Here is a 15,580-nt window from a genome sequence, read left to right on the forward strand (position 1 = left end):
GGCACAGTTCCAACGACGGGCTGTCCCCGGTAGAGTTTGAGAAGCAGTACGCACTAAACGGCTGACGACTGTCTACAAAAGCCTGGGCGATTCAGCATCAACGTAATGATCAGGCAGAGAGCGGTTAGGAACGTCGCGCCAAAATTGATCCAACCAAGAAGGTTGATCAGGCGGCCGTTGGTGCGTTGCCCCATGATTTGGCGGTCGTTGGTCATCCGGCAGCATCAACAGAATCAGCAGTGGCACCGTAAAGCCTTGCACGGATCGGACTTGGCGAGAAAGGCTGCGACTACGTACGCGAACAAGGCGAGCGCGAGCCGGCGAAATATTCTGCGCAACAAGTAATAAGAGCCGAGCATCTGAAGTATGCAGATCAAAGCAGCCGCGATTGGAACGATCGCCGGGATGGGGAGGGTAATCAGCAGATTAACTGCTGTGCCAATTCCGTAAAGCCCGCGGCTGCCTGGATAGCATTGGCCATGAAGACACTGATCATCGTGGGATACAGAACCCAGTGCCACCTGTCAGCTCGTCATGGCAGCAGCATCGGCATAGCGTCCTTGTGGGAGCGACGGTTTTTAACAGCCGAATGGCTGGTCAAGTCGCGACGTTGATGTTTCCGGTCGCGACTCACCGGTGGTGGCATGTCACCACCACTCCCACAAGAAATTCGTCCGCGCCTTTGTAGGGCCGAGCTTGTTACATCCACTTTTTTTGGCGCTGCTCCTGGCTCCGAGTGCAAAGTGGCTACGTCGCTGCTTTTGCGACATACCGATAAGCGAAAAGCACTATCCAGTACCGCCTCGGTAGGAGCGACATAAGTCGCGACCGGGTGGGTGGTTGTCTGAAAGAATCGCGACTCACATCGCTACGAACTCGGAAAGGTGAGATGGAAAATCATCGACAGTCGCTCGGCAAGCCGCACTGCCGCCACGCCGCTTGCAATGGCTGTCCACGTTGTCCAAGATCGACGGAGCGTTGCAGTCATTCGATAAGAAGGTAGATGTCACATGAAAAGTGCTTTTGCTCTGTGCTTGTTCTTGCTGGTGGGGATGAGTGGGAATTCATACGCTGCCGAACGTTCGCCGAAGCACTATGTCTACTTTCACAGCCGGGGGCAGGAAGGGAGGGGCATCCAGGCGGATAAATCATTGCGCGATACTAGATTCAGTGGCGCACAAATTGTCTATACATGGCGGACCCTTGAGCCGAGCAAGAATCGCTATGACTTCAGTGCGATTAGAGAAGACATCGCCTATCTGGATTCGATTGGAAAGCAGCTGTGGATCCAGCTGCAAGACAAGTCATTTACGCCTCGCCGAAACGTTCCCGATTACCTTCTTAATGACCCGCGCTACAAGGGTGGCGTGATCAAGCAGAGCATGCTGAGCGCTCCCGAACGCGATCCGAATAAGCCGCCCACCGACGACGAGTACGGTTGGTCCGCCAAGATTTGGGAGCAGACGGTACGAGAGCGGTATCAGAAATTGGTCCAGCAGTTGGGAAAGGAATTTGACGGGAAAGTCGCCGGCATCAATTTCAGTGAGAGTTCGATCGATATCGGTACCGAGAATGCGGATGGAACCACGACCTTTCCCGACGACTTCAACCCACAAGATTATGTGGATGCGATGCAGGAGAATATGCGCGTGTTGGCGGCCTCGTTCACGCGATCGACTCCCATGGTCTACCTGAACTTCGTGCCGGGCGAATGGCTGCCATGGGATGACAAAGGCTATATGCGTAGCCTGTTCGACGAGGCAAGGAGGCTCAAGATGGGAATAGGTGGCCCGGACCTTATGCCTTATCGCAAAAGCCATATGGCGCAGACCTATGGATTCTTCAGGGAATATCCCGGCGCTCTGGTGAAGGGCATGGCGGTACAGGACGGGAATCTGCGGCAGATCAATCCCAGGACCGGCGAGAAAAACACGGTGAACGACATCCAGGATTTTGCCGAGCAGTACCTGGAGCTGGACTATATCTTCTGGGCGAAAGATGAACTCAGCGATGAGATGCTCAAAGAGCTGTCGGATGAGGGAACGTGAATAAGAGCCTGCGTATCGCCACGGCGATGTCGAATCTTAAAGCGATCAACCCGAAAATCGGGGATGCGAGCAATGCCTTCTTGCAAGCAGCAGACGCGTCATCCAACACTGTCTTTGTGGGAGCGACGTGAGTCGCGACCGGAAACATCAACGTCGCGACTCACGTCGCTCCCACAGAACCGCTATGCGGAAAGCCGCGTGGTACGGCATATGGCACGTCTCGGCTGACCGCTACGCCGACCTGCCAGTGCGGTGCAACACAAACAAAAACGCCCTAAGTCGTTGACGACAAAGGGCGCTTGAGTATTTGGTGCCGAAGGTGGGACTCGAACCCACACGCTTTTAACGGCGGCGGATTTTGAGTCCGCTGCGTCTACCATTCCGCCACTTCGGCGCGGACGCGAAGTATAGCCGAAGCGAGGCGCTCGCCGACAGGGGTTGAGGTCCGATTCGATTCAGTTGGTGGCTCAGGCCGCCTGATCGGTGCCCAGCAGGCGTTCGCCGCGGCGCTGCCAGCCTTCCACGTTGGCGCCTTCTTCGGGCGTATAGATGCCGCAGCGGACCATGGTGCGCTGGTACACGTGCAGCGACACGGCCACCGCCTTATCGCTGGGGTTGCGGATGGTGTGGTACTCGTGCGGCGGAATCAGGCTGCCGGCAGAACCGGTGCCGGCTTCGATGGTGCCGGCGGCAACGAAGCGATAGCGTTCTTGATCGTGCTCGGCCAACTCGTACTGGGTGATTTCCAGCCGGCCGCGCCAGACGCCTTCCACGCACCACATGCCGGAATGATCGTGGATCTTGGTGCCTTGGCCGGGGCCCCAGGTCATGGCGATGACGCTGTAGCCAAGATCCGGGCTGGTGTAGACCTCGCGGCGTGCGTAGTGATCGGCAATGGGTTCCAGCACGCAGGCAGGCAGGGCGATGTCGTCGTCGCAGATCAGCTCGCACAGCGACTTGCGCAGCGCGTCGGTGACGGCCTTGTCATCGCCTAATGCGACGGCCGCATCCAGCGATGCGACCAGTTTGTCGTGGCCCGGAAAATCGAGGCTCATGAGGCGTTCCCAGAAGAAAGTGGAGGCATTTTACTCCGCGCCTGCGTGGTGGGAATGTCCTTGCGGTGTCTTCTGCGGCGAGATTGGGCCGGTGCGGGCGTTTGGGAGGAGCTCGCGCCGGGGACGGCGCTCCTACACCAGGTGCGGGACTCCCGAAGGACGAGCTCTCAGAGGGCGGCCAGGAATCCGGCCACGGCGGGGCCAAAACGGGCGAAGTCGACCAGGAAGGCGTCGTGGCCCTGCGGTGAGTCCAGCGCAAGGAATTCCGCTTGTGCGCCGCCCGCGGCGAGTCCTTCGGCAATCTGCTGTTGCTGTTGCAGCGGGAACAGGATGTCAGTGGTAGCACCGATGGCTAGCGCTTTTTCCACTCGGATGCGCGCCAGCCCTCCCATCACGTCGCCGTCGGCACGCTGTCCATGGGCATACTCGGCCAGATCGAACCAGTCCATCGAGCGGCTGAGGTAGAGATAGCAATTGGGATCGAAGCGCCGCACGAAGCGCCGCGCGTGGCCTTCCAGGTAGCTTTCCACTTGGAATTCCAGGCCGAACGGATCCTCGTCTGGACGGTCCGACTCCAGCCTGACGCGGCCAAAACGGCCATCCCATTCCAATGCCGAACGGTAAGTGATGACGCCCAGCTTGCGCGCCATGCGCATGCCCGATTCCGGGTAGTTGCCGTCGTCGTAATGGCCGTTGTTCCACTTCGGGTCCAGCCGTATTGCCTCGCGCTGCAACGAGCGAATCGCGATGGAAAACGGCAGCGCTTGCGCGCTTCCGGAGATATTGATGTGTGTACGCGCCGCGCCCGGGTGGCGCAGCAGGAACGCCAACGCGGTCATCCCGCCCATCGAATTGCCGATGATGCAGGCCAGCTGCCGGATGCCTAACCCATGCACCACTTCATACGCCGCGTCGGCAACGTCTTCTATCGATAGTTCCGGAAAATCCAGCCGATACCGATCGCCTGTGGCGGGGTTGATCGACGCCGGTCCCGTGGAGCCTTTGCAGCTACCCAGCGAATTGACGCAGATGACGAACCAGCGATCCGTATCGATAGGTTTGCCAGGACCGACCATCGCTTCCCACCAACCGTCTTCCGGATTGGCGGCGTTGCGGGCGGCATGTGCGTCCGGTGACAGGCCGGTGACGATGAGAATGGCGTTATCGCCAGTCGCGTTCAGTTCGCCCCAGGTTTCGAACGCCACACGTGCGTTGTGCAGCTGACCGCCGCGTTTCATTGGAAACGGCGACGAGAGCGGATGAAAGCGTGTGCCGGGCGGGATGAATTCGGTCATCGGGCGAGTTTAGGGAAACGGGACGAAGTACGCCATTTCCGCGGATGGATCGCAGTTTCCTTCTACCGGAGGGAGAAGGAAAAACGTCGCCCATCCTCAAACCATTATTTGGAATGTCGCTCGACCTACTCGACGACCTTGTCTATGCGCAGGGAATACTCGGCGCCAGGCCTTACTTCAGCCTTGAGCGGAGTGGCTTCCAGATCGCCAGGTTTGGCCGCGACGTCGCCCCCCTTGGAGACGCGTGCCACCAGCTCGACATTGCCGGCTTGGGAGAGCTTCATGGTGGGCATGGGGCTGTCGCTGTCGCTCAAGGCGACCGTAATCGGGAACTCGGTCGCCGGCACCCGCTTGGCGGCGACCGGCATCGGCGGACCGCCGGCTTGGCGCGCGAAAACGAATAAGGTATCGCCTGGGGAAAGGTTGGCTTTCAGCTTTGGCGCGATATCCACCACCACGGTCAGCAAGGCTGGCGAAGTGGCTGCCGCAGGTGCTTCGGGCAGTGGCGGCAAGCCGGCTTCCGAGCGGGCAGTATTGATTTGGGTCCTTAAAGCCGTGGCGGCATTCGCGTCTACTTGCGTCAGCAGCGGCTCCCAGGTCTTGGCCGCTTCGGCTGGTCGGCCGTTCTGGCGCTGTGAGACGCCCAAAAACCAGCGCGCACGCTGATGACTCGGCTCGATCGCCAGTGCGCGATAAAGCAGCGTCACCTCGTCGCTGCCAAGCCTTCGTTGCGGGTCGGCGAACATCCGTGTCTGTGCGGCTTCCACCAGCAGGTCGGCGTTGTCAGGCATCAGCTTGATAGCGCGGTCGAAAGCCGCGCGTGCCTCGGGGTAGCGCTCTTGCGCGGTGTACGACTTGCCTAGCAGACGCCAGCCTTCCGGTTCGTTGGGGTGCTTCTTCAGTTCCGCTTCCAGTTGCGTCACCGCTTCTTCCAGCGTTGTCGGCGCGACTTGCGCGGCCGGATTCAGCGCATCGGGCGTGCCCACCACGCGGTAAAGCGCGAACGTAACGATGCCCAGCGCCGCCAGCGTACCGAATACCAGTCCACGCGAATCGCGCCACAGCGGCCACAACACGCCCATCAGTACGGCGACGGTCAACAATGCAGCAAGCGCGGCGAACGATCCCATCACCACTCCTGATCTTCATCGGGTCCGGTAACCGGACGACCGCCGCGTTTTTTCACGATACGCCACACGATCAACCCACCGGCGATCAACAGCAGCGCAGGACCGAACCACAAGAGCCAGGTGCCAGGCGTTACTTCAGGCTTGTACAGTACGAATTCGCCGTAGCGATCCACCAGGAAGCGTTTTACTTCCGCATCCGATTTGTCCTGACGCATCAGGTCGAGCACTTCGCGGCGCAGATCATGGGCGATCTGCGCGTTGGAATCGGCAAGTGATTGGTTCTGGCACATTACGCAACGCAGCTCGGCGGTCAGCTGGTGGAAGCGAGCTTCCTCGGCGGCGTTGTTGAATTGCAGCGGTGTGGGATCGTTGGCCTGAGCGAAAGCGTTGCCTGCGAACAAAGCCAGCAGGAAAACCCAACGTAGAGCCGAGCTTGCTCGGCTGTTCTTTGCACGGACCCCATTGACGAAGGGCAGCCGAGCAAGCTCGGCTCTACCAGAAGCGGTGGCAGACCGGACGCTCATCGCTCAGCTTCCACCTTCTCAAGCGCAGGGATCAATTGGTTTGCGATGATGGCGTCGTCGATGGCGCCCACATGCTTCCAGCGGATGATGCCCTTGCCGTCGACCAGGAAGGTCTCCGGCGCGCCGTAGATGCCCCAATCAATCGCGGTGCGGCCTTCCATATCGGCGATGACCAGCATGTACGGATTGCCGAACTGCTCCAGCCAACGCAGCGCATCCTCGCGCTCATCCTTCAAGTTGTAGCCAATGAAGCGCACGCGCTTGGTCAGCGCGAACTTGGTCAGCACGGGATGTTCAACGCGGCATTCCGGGCACCAGCTGCCCCAAACGTTCATGACATATGGCTGGCCTGCCAGGTCGGCCGGCGTGATGCGTTTGTCGGGTTCGTGCAGCGATGGCAGATCGAACGCAGGCGCCGGTTTGCCGATCAGCGGCGAGGGCAGGGCGTCGCGATCGCCGCGGCCGGACTGCTTCACGCCATAGAACAGCAGTCCCATCAGGCCGATGAAGAACAACCCGACCACGACCATGGCGAAAACCAATGCGCCGTGCGATTTCTTGGGCGGGGGCGCGGACATGGGAGATTGCGCAGGTGTGTTCATGAGGTCTTCGCTTCATAGGTACGGCGGAAGCGCTTGTCCGCCGCGGTGACGAATCCGCCCAGCGCCATCAGCGCGGCGCCGAGCCAGATCCAGCGTACGAAAGGTTTGATGTGCACACGCACGGCCCAGGTGTCATCGCCCAGCCGGTCGCCCAGCGCCACGTAGACATCGCCGAACAGGCCAGGGCGAATGCCGGCTTCGGTCATTACCTGGCCGCCGCTGGCATAGGCGCGCTTCTCAGGGTGCAGCAGAGTCAGCGGGCGATCATTGCGCAGCACCTGCACATGGCCACGGTCGGACACATAGTTGGGGCCGCGGACTTCATCCACACCTTCGAAGCGGAAGCCATAACGGCCCACTTCCACCGTTTGGCCCAGCTTGAGCGCCAGTTCGCGCTGTACGTTCAAGGCTTCCACCAACAAAGCGCCTACCAGGAATACCGCGATGCCGAAATGCGCCAGCGTCATGCCCAGCATCTCCGGCGTGAATCGACCATTGCCGCGCACCCGCGTCCACACGAAGCGCAACGTACCCAGTGCGACCCACGCTGCCGCAAAAACGCCCGCAGCCGTTTTCCACTGGCCTTGTGGTGCCATGAAATAGGCAATGACGGCCAGCACCAATGCGAACACCGCCCATGGCAGCAGCATCGATACTGGTTTGGAGACTTGCTCGCGCTGCCAGCGCGTCAACGGGCCGAACGGCACCAGCAGCACCAGCGGCGCCATCAGCAAAACGAAAAGCAGACCGAAATACGGCGGACCCACCGATATCTTGCCCATGCCCAGCGCATCGGCCAGCAGCGGATACAAGGTGCCCAGCAACACCATGCCGCAGGCGGAAGTAAGCAGCGCGTTGTTGATCAGCAACAGCGTTTCGCGCGAGCTGGCGGCGAAGCCACTCTTGGGATCGGTATCGCTGTCGGTCAGGCCTTGCACGCGCAGTGCGTACAACAGCAGCGAACCGCCGATCACCAGACCAAGGAAGATCAGCACGAACAGGCCGCGAGTGGGATCGGCCGCGAAGGCGTGAACACTGGTCAGCACCCCGGAGCGCACCAGGAACGTGCCCAGCAACGACAGCGAAAAAGCCGCGATAGCCAGTAGTAGCGTCCAGCCGCGGAAGCTTCCACGCTTCTCCGTCACCGCCTGCGAGTGCAGCAGTGCAGCGCCCACCAGCCAAGGCATGAAGCTGGCGTTCTCCACCGGGTCCCAGAACCACCAGCCGCCCCAACCCAGTTCGTAATACGCCCACCAACTGCCCAGCGCGATGCCGATGGTCAGGAAGCCCCAGGCGATATTGGTCCACGGACGTGTCCAGCGCAGCCAGCGCGCATCCACGTTGCCATCCAGCAACGCGGCGATGGCGAAGGCGAACGGCACCGCAAAACCCACGTAGCCGACGTACAGCATCGGCGGATGGATGATCATGCCGGGGTCTTGCAGCAGAGGATTCAGATCGCGGCCTTCACCGGGCGAGGGCAGCAAGCGGATGAACGGGTTGGAGGTGAAGATCAGGAACGTCAGAAAGCCGATGGCGATGATGCCCATCACACCCAGCACGCGCGCGATCACCTTCTCAGGCAGCGCGCGCGAGAACAGGGCGATAGCGGCGGTCCACACCGCCAGCACCAGTGCCCACAACAGCAACGAACCTTCATGCGAGCCCCATACGGCGGTGTAGCGGTACACCAAGGGCAACAGTGAATTGGAATTCTGAGCGACGTACTTGACCGAAAAGTCCTGCGTCACGAACGCAGTGGTCAGTACGACGAAGGCCGCCAGCACCAGCAGCAATTGCATGTACGCGGCAGGCCGCGCCACCGCCATCCAACTGGCCTTGCCGCGCTGCGCACCCGCCAGCGGCAGCAGCGTCTGTAGCACCGCCACCAGTAGCGCGAGGATCAGCGCGATTTGTCCGAGTTCAGGCAGCATGGGGGCAGGGACCAGAGGTCAGAGGCTGGAGGCCAGAGCGAATGAAAGGACAGATGGCGCTTGCTTTAGCTTTTCCCTGGCCTCTGAACTCTGGCCCCCGGTCTCTTCCAAAACCGATCAAGGCGTTTGCTCCGCCCGATCCTGCACCGGCGCCTGCACATCATGCTTCTGATGCGCCTTGCCCATCTTGTCCGCCACTTCCTTGGGCATGTAGGCCTCGTCATGCTTGGCCAGCACGTCTTCGGCGACGAAGACACCGTCCTTCATCGTGCCGGTCGCAACGACCGCTTGGCCCTCTCGGAACAGGTCCGGCAGGATACGGTCATACGTCACAGGCAACTGCGCGTCGCCGTCGGTGACGCGGAACTGTGCGACCAGCGAACCAGGTTCGCGCTTGAAAGAGCCTTTTTCCACCATGCCGCCCAGGCGGAAACGCGCGCGTTCGCCGGCTTCGCCGCGTAGGACCTCAGCTGGCGTATACAAGTAGGCGACATTGCGCTGCAAAGCGAACGCGATCAGCGTGGTGGCAATGGCGGCCACGGCAACGATCAGCAGCACCAGCAACAGCCGGCGGCGGCGGGTCGGATTCATCGGGTCAACTCCACAGGCGCCGAGCGCTTCGTATCGCGCGCGGCACGCATCCGCGCCGCGCGCAACTCGCGGCGGATCTGCAGGCGCGGCGCAACAAAATCCCATAGCAGCACGATGGCGAACACCGCATAAGCAGCGGCCACGTACGACACATAACTCATGATTCCACCTCTGTACCGGGGCGTCCCGCCAAACGTGCGACCCAATCCTTGCCGGATTCGCGCCGCAGGTTGTCGGCGCGCGCGCGCGCCAGCAGCGAACCGGCGAACCAGAATTTGGTGGCGACCACCATCAGCCACAGCGGCAGCACCATGCTGGGGTCCATCTTCGAACCGCCGGTCAGACTGATCGTTTGACCCTGGTGCAGCGAATTCCACCACACCACCGAATAACGAATGATCGGCAGCAACGCCACGCCGACGATGGCGAGTAAGCCGGCGGCGCGTGCGGCGGCGCGGCGGTCGTCGATGGCGTTGTACAAACCCATGACACCCAGATACAGGAACAGCAGGATCAGTTCGGTGGTCAGCCGAGGGTCCCAGTCCCACCAGGTGCCCCACATCGGCTTGCCCCAGATCGATCCGGTGAGCAGCGTGATGAGAGTGAAGGCCGCACCGATGGGCGCGCAGGCCATCGCCAGGATCTCGCACAACTTGATGCGCCAGATCAGAGCAATGGCGGCGTAGACGGCCATCAGGCCGAACACGAACAGGCTCATCCAGGCGCTGGGCACATGGATGAAGAGAATTCGGTAGCTGTCGCCCTGCTGGTAGTCGGCCGGCACCACGAACAGCGCCTGCCACAGGCCGAAACCGAACAGCACCACTGCGGCCAGATAACACCACGGCGTCCACCGCGCCGCGAAGCGGTCGAAGTATGGCGGCGAGCCGAGTTGATGGAACCAGCGGACGAGGGGATTCATGCGGATGCGGGACTCGGGGCGGACTCGGTAGGAGCAGGCGTCAAATCTAAAGAAGCTTCAGTTCAGGGCGATGCGGATGGCAGCGGCGGCGGTCAAAGGCGCCAGCACCAGCGCCAGCACCAAGCCTGCGCCTAGCAGCAGCAGCGCTCCGACCGCATCAAGACCTTGTGCACTGGCGGCAACACTGCCAGCGCCAAACACCAGTACGGGGACGTACAACGGCAGCGCCAGCAGGGCGACAAGGATACCAGAGCGCCTCATTCCGACGGTTAGCGCCGCCACAACCGCGCCCAGCAGGCTCAGCAGTGGCGTCCCCAACATCAGCGAGGCCATCAGCACCGGCAACTCACCGCGCGGAAGATGCAGCAATTCGCCCAGCAGCGGTGTGATCAAGATCAACGGAAGGGCCGTCGTGGCCCAATGCGTGAGCACGCGTACTGCCACCAGCCAGGCCAGCGGTACCGGCGCCAGGATCCATTGCTCCAGCGAGCCGTCCTCGGCATCGCCTCGGAACAGCGTGTCCAGCGACAGCAGGCCAGCCAGCAGCACCGCGACCCAGAGCACGGCGGAGGCGACCTTGCGCAGACTTTCCGCGTCGCCGCCCAATCCCAGCGCGAACAACACGACCACCAGTAGCGCGAACAGCGCCGGCTGGAACGCATCGCCGCGCCGGCGCCACAGTAGGCGCAAATCGCGAACAATCAGCGCGCCGGCGGCTTGAGTGAGGGTGGGGGCGGGGGTCATGGGAGGTTTTGGAGCAGAAGCGGGAACGGGGAACGGGGAACAGGGAATGTGAGGTTTCGAGCGGCTGGTGACGTGCGAGCCCAGGGAGATTTGTCGTTCTCCGTTTTTCGTTCGCTGCTGCTGCGGTCACCCCAAGCCATTCCGTCAGTGCCCGACGTTGCCTCCAGAGCGGATTCCGGGAGTGCCTGCCATGTGCGGGTTTGGGAAGATGCGTCATTCCCTGTTCCCCGTTCCCTGTTCCCGCTCTCGCCAAGATCGCTCATTCGCCAGCCTCCCCTCTCCCCAGCACCAGCATCCGCGTCTGCACCGGTGGCGCGGCGTATGCCCCGTGGGTGGTGACCAGCGCGGCACCGCCGTGGCGCAGGTGTGCGGAAATCATGCGGTTGACCAGATTGATGCCTTCCATATCCAGGTTGGCGTAGGGCTCATCCAGCAGCCATAGAGGTGCCGGCGACAGCCACAGACGGGCCAGCGACAGGCGTTTTTTCTGCCCGGCGGACAACTGGCGGGCCAGGGTGTCCTCGTAGCCGGCCAATCCGACCATCGCCAGCGCATTGCCGGGCATCTGGCGCGCACGGCGCCCGTGCAGACCACACAGGAAGTTCAGGTTCTCCAGTGCGTCCAGATCGGCTTTCATTGCCGGCAAGTGGCCTAGATAAGCGATGGCGTGCGAGCGTCGGGCGGGGCCGGCGGGTTGTCCATCGATGTCGATTTCGCCCGCGTCCGCGCGCAACAGGCCGGCCAGTACGCGCAGCAGCGTGGTCTTGCCCACACCGTTGCCGCCCTGCACCAGCAAAGCCTCGCCCGCATCCACCGCGAATTCCAACGGCCCGAATACCGGTTCATCGTTGCGCGAGAACGACAGACCGCGTGCGGCGAGCAGCGGTGGATGGGAATGCGAAGGATCGATCATTGAATGGGGTTAGTGCCTTCCTTGAGGACGGCGGTTGCGGGTTACAGGCGTCTCGGGCACCCATTGTAGCTGTGAGTGACGTTCGCACCGCCGCTGAGCTTCGTGCGCCCGCTCTGGTAGAGCGGAGCTTGCTCCGCTGCTCTTCGCGCCGTGACGGAGGAAAACGCTCCCACGCCAGCGACGGTCACCCGGCCCAGTCGATGTAGCCACCGTCCTGAAAACCGGCCGGACAAGGCCATTGCATGCGCAGCCGCACCGGTTCGCCCCGTTGCCAGAACAAGATGCCGCCCTGGCGGAATTCCCGCGCGAGCGCGTCGGCGCGCTCGACCGGGATGTTCAGCACCAGCCAGCCGTGCTCGGTCGCTCCGCCCTTGCCATCGCATCCAAGTGCCGGGTGGTAGACGTAGTGCTCCGCATTAAGGCATGCGCGCAGGCGCTCGTCAGCGTCCAGGTTGGCTTGCCGCGAGGCTTCGCCAGGGGGTGGATTCCACGCGGTCACGAGCAGGTACTGGTCGGCTGATAGCTGCCGTTCTATGTCGGTGGCAGATTGGCCGACATGGAAGAGCCACTCCTGCCGCCCGATGGTGACGAAATAGTGTGCTGCTGCCCAGGCGGCCGCGAGCTGCGCCTTTTCCGCGTCAGGAACCCCGTGATCGTTCATGGCTTCATCATCGCGCGTCTCTGTCATTGCGTACACTCCGCAGTTCTTCCCCATTGCCGGACCGGCGGATGCTTCTGCAAACCAAATTGCCCAAGGTGGGCACCACCATCTTCACCGTCATGTCGCAACTGGCCGCCGAACATGGCGCGGTCAACCTGGGGCAGGGCTTTCCCGATTTCGCGGTGCCCCAGCGGTTGGTGGACGAGCTGGACCGTGCCATGCGCGAGGGCCACAATCAGTATGCGCCGATGATCGGCGTGGCGCCGTTGCGCCAGGCCATCGCCACCAAGGCGCTGCGCTGCTACGGGCGTGAGGTGAATCCGGACACCGAGATCACCGTGACCAGCGGCGCTACCGAGGCGCTGTTCAATGCCGTGCATGCCGTGGCGCGGCCGGGCGACGAAGTGATCGTGCTGGACCCGGCCTACGACAGCTACGAACCCGCGATCGAGCTGGCCGGTGCGCGTGCCGTGCACGTGCCGCTGGACCCGCAGACCTTCGCGGTGGATTGGGCCAAGGTGGCAGCGGCGATCACGCCGAAGACGCGGATGCTGATGATCAACAGCCCGCACAACCCATCCGGTGCGATGTTCACCGAGGACGATATGCGCGCGCTGACGGACATCCTGCGCGGCACCGACATCGTGCTGATTTCCGACGAAGTCTACGAACACATCGTGTTCGATGGCCGGCGCCACGAATCAGCGCTGCGTTATCCCGAGCTGGCCGACCGCACCTTCGTGGTGTCCAGCTTCGGCAAGACCTATCACTGCACCGGCTGGAAAGTCGGTTACGCAATCGCGCCGCCGGCGTTGACCAACGAGTTCCGCAAGGTTCACCAGTACAACACCTTCACCACGTTCAGCCCGGCACAGTTCGCATTCGCTGCGATGATCCGCGACGAGCCCGAGCACTACGAGCAACTCGGCGCGTTTTATCAGCAAAAGCGCGATCATTTTCGCGAGCAGCTGCTGGAGACCCGGCTGAAACCGTTGCCGGTCCCGGGCGGCTATTTCCAGCTGGTCGATTATTCCGCCGTCAGTGATCTGGCGGACGCCGAATTCTGCCATTGGCTGACGATCGAACATGGCGTCGCCGCGATTCCGCTATCGCCGTTCTACGAATCGCCGCCGGCCGGACAACGGCTGGCGCGGTTGTGCTTCGCGAAGAACCCAGCGACGTTGGATGCGGCGATTGAAAGGTTGAGGAAGCTGTGATGAGTAAAGGGTGAAGTCGCGCCTGTGGCGCTGTGAAGGGTGAAGAGGAGCGGCTTGTTTTTCTTCGCCATTCACAGGCGGCAACGCCGCCGACTTCACAGCCCGCGCGGCGGGCGAATTCTCCACAATGAACTGGAAACCTTCTCATGCAAGACCTACGCATCTCCCTGGTCCAAGGCGCCACCCGCTGGCACGACCCGGCCGCGAACCGCGACTACTACGGTGACTTGATCGCGCCGCTCGCAGGCCAGACCGATCTGGTGATCCTGCCGGAGACATTCACCAGCGGCTTCAGCAACGACGCCATCGATCAGGCCGAGGGCATGGAAGGCGAGACGGTCGCTTGGCTGCTGACCCAGGCCGAACTGCTGGGTGCAGCGGTGACGGGCAGTGTGCAACTGCGTACGTCCGAGGGCGTGTTCAACCGGCTGCTGTGGGCCACGCCCGATGGCAGCCTGCAGCGCTACGACAAGCGCCATCTGTTCCGCTATGCCAACGAACATAAACGTTACGCCGCGGGCAGTGAACGCCTGACGGTGGAATTGCAGGGGTGGCGAATCAATCCGCTGGTTTGCTACGACCTGCGCTTTCCCGTGTTCGCGCGCAACCGATACGATGTTGAGCGACCAGACGATCTTGATTTCGATCTGCAAATCTACGTTGCCAATTGGCCCGCCGCGCGCGCCTACGCGTGGAAGACGCTGCTACGCGCACGCGCCATCGAAAACCTCTGCTATGTGGCGGCGGTCAATCGGGTCGGCACCGATGGCAACGGTTTGGAATATTCCGGCGATAGCGCAGTGATCGATTTCATGGGGCAGCCGATCATGGAGCTGCCCGCCGAAGAAGGTGTGGTGACCACCACCATTTCGGCAACGCAGCTGGCGGCGCATCGCGAGCGCTTCCCGGCAATGCTGGATGCGGACCGGTTTTCGCTGGACTAAGCGAAAATTCGCCTATCCATCGTAGAGCGGAGCTTGCTCCGCTGCTTTTGCTTCTTGTAGAGCCGAGCTTGCTCGGCTGCTTTTCGGTCAGTACGTTGCAAAGCAAAAGCAGCCGAGCAAGCTCGGCTCTACGAAGCGCTGAAAGAGTTCAACGCTCCGGCAAAATGTGGCACGCCGCTTGGCATAGCGCCACGACCTTGCCATCGGAACCACGCGCTTCCCCAGTCAGATGCAATTGGCTGCGCGTACGTTCGACCAGCCGCGCGGTGCAGACGATGGCTGTTTCCGCCGCCGTTACCGGCCGCAGATATTGCGTGTTCAATGCCGTGGTCGCGCTGGGTGGTGCGATCAAGTACGAGAACGGCCCCAGCGTGTTGTCCAGCGCGGCGACAATGAAGCCGCCCTGCATGTGACCCAGCGGGTTCTGGTAACGCGGCAACACGGGGAAACGCACCGTCAGCAGCACGCCCTGTTCGTATTCGACGAACTCGCCCTGCATGTCGACCAGGCAGGGCGGTGGAATCTGCAAGCGGCTATCCGCCGGCAATGAGGCGCGCAGCAGCGCGTTGATGTCGAACGCGGCGGTACTCATGGCGTGAAGCTCAGTTCGAACGAGGTGAAGAACGGCGCTCGGGGCGGCTTGCTCAGTACACGGTTTGCCAACTGTTTCTGGAAACAGATCGCCAGCGGCGTTCCGCCTTCGCGCCAGGTGCGTACGACGCGTCCTGCGGCGTCCAATTCCGCCACAACGGTGAACGCTGTCATGTCCGGATTGGGCGTGGCACAGGCGGCAATGCCTTGATCCACCGTTGCGCTTTGCGCCGCCATCAACGCCTGCCTGTCGGGAGAAGGCAACGCGGCTTCGTCGGCATCGGCTTTCGCTTTGGCCTGCGCATAGCTGTCGGTTTGAGCGGAGGCGACGCCGGCCCATAAAGAGGCGATGGCAAGCGCAGTGATAGCGAGTTTCATGGGTGTATCCAGATAGTCAGGAAGATAGCGG

18 protein-coding genes and 1 tRNA gene are annotated in these 15,580 nt (G+C 61.9%); 4 read left to right on the plus strand and 15 right to left on the minus strand.

Features of this window, described 5'->3' with window-relative positions:
* The first annotated feature begins 1,010 nt into the window (after positions 1 to 1,010).
* Together AB6O04_RS18285 and AB6O04_RS18290 are read left to right on the plus strand one after the other, a co-directional pair.
* Positions 1,011 to 2,048: a hypothetical protein gene (locus tag AB6O04_RS18285; protein WP_368565724.1), complete on the plus strand. Its 1,038-nt coding sequence runs from the start codon at positions 1,011 to 1,013 to the stop codon at positions 2,046 to 2,048.
* Positions 2,045 to 2,179, plus strand: coding sequence for a hypothetical protein (locus AB6O04_RS18290; RefSeq protein WP_368565725.1), 135 nt, complete (start codon positions 2,045 to 2,047; stop codon positions 2,177 to 2,179). The genes AB6O04_RS18285 and AB6O04_RS18290 overlap by 4 nt, the downstream gene beginning before the upstream one ends.
* A 177-nt stretch (positions 2,180 to 2,356) precedes the next feature.
* Here AB6O04_RS18290 and AB6O04_RS18295 read toward each other — a convergent pair.
* The 13 genes from AB6O04_RS18295 to AB6O04_RS18355 all read right to left on the minus strand — a co-directional run bounded on the left by AB6O04_RS18295 (position 2,357) and on the right by AB6O04_RS18355 (position 12,446).
* Positions 2,357 to 2,442, minus strand: a tRNA-Leu gene (locus AB6O04_RS18295).
* 73 nt (positions 2,443 to 2,515) lie between these two features.
* Positions 2,516 to 3,103 carry a cysteine dioxygenase gene (locus tag AB6O04_RS18300; RefSeq protein WP_368565727.1) on the minus strand — a complete coding sequence of 196 codons (588 nt, stop codon included), beginning with the start codon at positions 3,101 to 3,103 and terminating at the stop codon, positions 2,516 to 2,518.
* Between the two features lie 167 nt (positions 3,104 to 3,270).
* Positions 3,271 to 4,398: a homoserine O-acetyltransferase gene (locus AB6O04_RS18305; protein ID WP_368565729.1), complete on the minus strand. Its 1,128-nt coding sequence runs from the start codon at positions 4,396 to 4,398 to the stop codon at positions 3,271 to 3,273.
* 125 nt (positions 4,399 to 4,523) lie between these two features.
* On the minus strand, positions 4,524 to 5,528 hold the full coding sequence (locus AB6O04_RS18310; protein WP_368565730.1) for a tetratricopeptide repeat protein: 1,005 nt from the start codon (positions 5,526 to 5,528) through the stop codon (positions 4,524 to 4,526).
* On the minus strand, positions 5,528 to 6,052 hold the full coding sequence (locus AB6O04_RS18315) for a cytochrome c-type biogenesis protein CcmH (RefSeq protein WP_368565731.1): 525 nt from the start codon (positions 6,050 to 6,052) through the stop codon (positions 5,528 to 5,530). Before AB6O04_RS18315 ends, AB6O04_RS18310 begins: the two co-directional genes overlap by 1 nt.
* On the minus strand, positions 6,049 to 6,630 hold the full coding sequence (locus AB6O04_RS18320) for a DsbE family thiol:disulfide interchange protein (protein ID WP_368565734.1): 582 nt from the start codon (positions 6,628 to 6,630) through the stop codon (positions 6,049 to 6,051). Before AB6O04_RS18320 ends, AB6O04_RS18315 begins: the two co-directional genes overlap by 4 nt.
* A gap of 20 nt (positions 6,631 to 6,650) precedes the next feature.
* Entirely contained in the window at positions 6,651 to 8,588 is a 1,938-nt protein-coding gene (locus tag AB6O04_RS18325) for a heme lyase CcmF/NrfE family subunit (RefSeq protein WP_368565735.1), read from the minus strand.
* 117 nt (positions 8,589 to 8,705) lie between these two features.
* Positions 8,706 to 9,179: a cytochrome c maturation protein CcmE gene (gene ccmE / locus AB6O04_RS18330; RefSeq protein ID WP_368565737.1), complete on the minus strand. Its 474-nt coding sequence runs from the start codon at positions 9,177 to 9,179 to the stop codon at positions 8,706 to 8,708.
* Positions 9,176 to 9,340 (minus strand): heme exporter protein CcmD, encoded by a 165-nt coding sequence (gene ccmD, locus AB6O04_RS18335; protein ID WP_368565739.1) that lies wholly within the window; start codon positions 9,338 to 9,340, stop codon positions 9,176 to 9,178. The genes ccmE and ccmD overlap by 4 nt, the downstream gene beginning before the upstream one ends.
* Complete coding sequence (gene ccmC, locus AB6O04_RS18340; RefSeq protein ID WP_368565740.1) at positions 9,337 to 10,101, minus strand: heme ABC transporter permease CcmC; 765 nt, start codon at positions 10,099 to 10,101, stop codon at positions 9,337 to 9,339. Before ccmC ends, ccmD begins: the two co-directional genes overlap by 4 nt.
* A 57-nt stretch (positions 10,102 to 10,158) precedes the next feature.
* A complete protein-coding gene (gene ccmB / locus AB6O04_RS18345) occupies positions 10,159 to 10,845 on the minus strand; it encodes a heme exporter protein CcmB (RefSeq protein ID WP_368565741.1) in 687 nt (228 codons plus the stop codon).
* Between the two features lie 259 nt (positions 10,846 to 11,104).
* On the minus strand, positions 11,105 to 11,758 hold the full coding sequence (gene ccmA / locus AB6O04_RS18350; protein ID WP_368565742.1) for a heme ABC exporter ATP-binding protein CcmA: 654 nt from the start codon (positions 11,756 to 11,758) through the stop codon (positions 11,105 to 11,107).
* A gap of 184 nt (positions 11,759 to 11,942) precedes the next feature.
* Positions 11,943 to 12,446, minus strand: coding sequence for a DUF3293 domain-containing protein (locus AB6O04_RS18355; protein WP_368565743.1), 504 nt, complete (start codon positions 12,444 to 12,446; stop codon positions 11,943 to 11,945).
* Positions 12,447 to 12,487: 41 nt separating this feature from the next.
* Here AB6O04_RS18355 and AB6O04_RS18360 point away from each other — a divergent pair, with 41 nt between their 5' ends.
* The gene (locus AB6O04_RS18360; RefSeq protein ID WP_368565744.1) at positions 12,488 to 13,636 is read left to right on the plus strand and encodes a pyridoxal phosphate-dependent aminotransferase; all 1,149 of its coding nucleotides are present in this window, start codon (positions 12,488 to 12,490) and stop codon (positions 13,634 to 13,636) included.
* Positions 13,637 to 13,782: 146 nt separating this feature from the next.
* Positions 13,783 to 14,580, plus strand: a complete 798-nt coding sequence (locus tag AB6O04_RS18365) for an amidohydrolase (protein ID WP_368565746.1) — start codon at positions 13,783 to 13,785, stop codon at positions 14,578 to 14,580.
* Between the two features lie 148 nt (positions 14,581 to 14,728).
* Here AB6O04_RS18365 and AB6O04_RS18370 read toward each other — a convergent pair whose 3' ends face one another.
* Positions 14,729 to 15,172, minus strand: coding sequence for a PaaI family thioesterase (locus AB6O04_RS18370; protein WP_368565747.1), 444 nt, complete (start codon positions 15,170 to 15,172; stop codon positions 14,729 to 14,731).
* Positions 15,169 to 15,549, minus strand: coding sequence for a hypothetical protein (locus AB6O04_RS18375; RefSeq protein ID WP_368565749.1), 381 nt, complete (start codon positions 15,547 to 15,549; stop codon positions 15,169 to 15,171). Before AB6O04_RS18375 ends, AB6O04_RS18370 begins: the two co-directional genes overlap by 4 nt.
* Positions 15,550 to 15,580: the final 31 nt, after the last annotated feature.

Source organism: Pseudoxanthomonas sp. UTMC 1351 (assembly GCF_040948865.1).
Taxonomy (GTDB): Bacteria; Pseudomonadota; Gammaproteobacteria; order Xanthomonadales; family Xanthomonadaceae; genus Pseudoxanthomonas_A.

Bases quoted from the DNA above. Each gene is read 5' to 3' on its own strand.
- AB6O04_RS18375 (WP_368565749.1), bottom strand. From the start codon at position 15,549: ATGAAACTCGCTATCACTGCGCTTGCCATCGCCTCTTTATGGGCCGGC.
- AB6O04_RS18310 (WP_368565730.1), bottom strand. From the start codon at position 5,528: ATGGGATCGTTCGCCGCGCTTGCTGCATTGTTGACCGTCGCCGTACTG.
- ccmD (WP_368565739.1), bottom strand. From the start codon at position 9,340: ATGAGTTATGTGTCGTACGTGGCCGCTGCTTATGCGGTGTTCGCCATC.
- AB6O04_RS18315 (WP_368565731.1), bottom strand. From the start codon at position 6,052: ATGAGCGTCCGGTCTGCCACCGCTTCTGGTAGAGCCGAGCTTGCTCGG.
- ccmB (WP_368565741.1), bottom strand. From the start codon at position 10,845: ATGACCCCCGCCCCCACCCTCACTCAAGCCGCCGGCGCGCTGATTGTT.
- AB6O04_RS18325 (WP_368565735.1), bottom strand. From the start codon at position 8,588: ATGCTGCCTGAACTCGGACAAATCGCGCTGATCCTCGCGCTACTGGTG.
- AB6O04_RS18365 (WP_368565746.1), top strand. From the start codon at position 13,783: ATGCAAGACCTACGCATCTCCCTGGTCCAAGGCGCCACCCGCTGGCAC.
- AB6O04_RS18370 (WP_368565747.1), bottom strand. From the start codon at position 15,172: ATGAGTACCGCCGCGTTCGACATCAACGCGCTGCTGCGCGCCTCATTG.
- AB6O04_RS18285 (WP_368565724.1), top strand. From the start codon at position 1,011: ATGAAAAGTGCTTTTGCTCTGTGCTTGTTCTTGCTGGTGGGGATGAGT.
- AB6O04_RS18300 (WP_368565727.1), bottom strand. From the start codon at position 3,103: ATGAGCCTCGATTTTCCGGGCCACGACAAACTGGTCGCATCGCTGGAT.
- ccmC (WP_368565740.1), bottom strand. From the start codon at position 10,101: ATGAATCCCCTCGTCCGCTGGTTCCATCAACTCGGCTCGCCGCCATAC.
- AB6O04_RS18355 (WP_368565743.1), bottom strand. From the start codon at position 12,446: ATGACAGAGACGCGCGATGATGAAGCCATGAACGATCACGGGGTTCCT.
- AB6O04_RS18320 (WP_368565734.1), bottom strand. From the start codon at position 6,630: ATGTCCGCGCCCCCGCCCAAGAAATCGCACGGCGCATTGGTTTTCGCC.
- AB6O04_RS18360 (WP_368565744.1), top strand. From the start codon at position 12,488: ATGCTTCTGCAAACCAAATTGCCCAAGGTGGGCACCACCATCTTCACC.
- ccmA (WP_368565742.1), bottom strand. From the start codon at position 11,758: ATGATCGATCCTTCGCATTCCCATCCACCGCTGCTCGCCGCACGCGGT.
- AB6O04_RS18305 (WP_368565729.1), bottom strand. From the start codon at position 4,398: ATGACCGAATTCATCCCGCCCGGCACACGCTTTCATCCGCTCTCGTCG.
- ccmE (WP_368565737.1), bottom strand. From the start codon at position 9,179: ATGAATCCGACCCGCCGCCGCCGGCTGTTGCTGGTGCTGCTGATCGTT.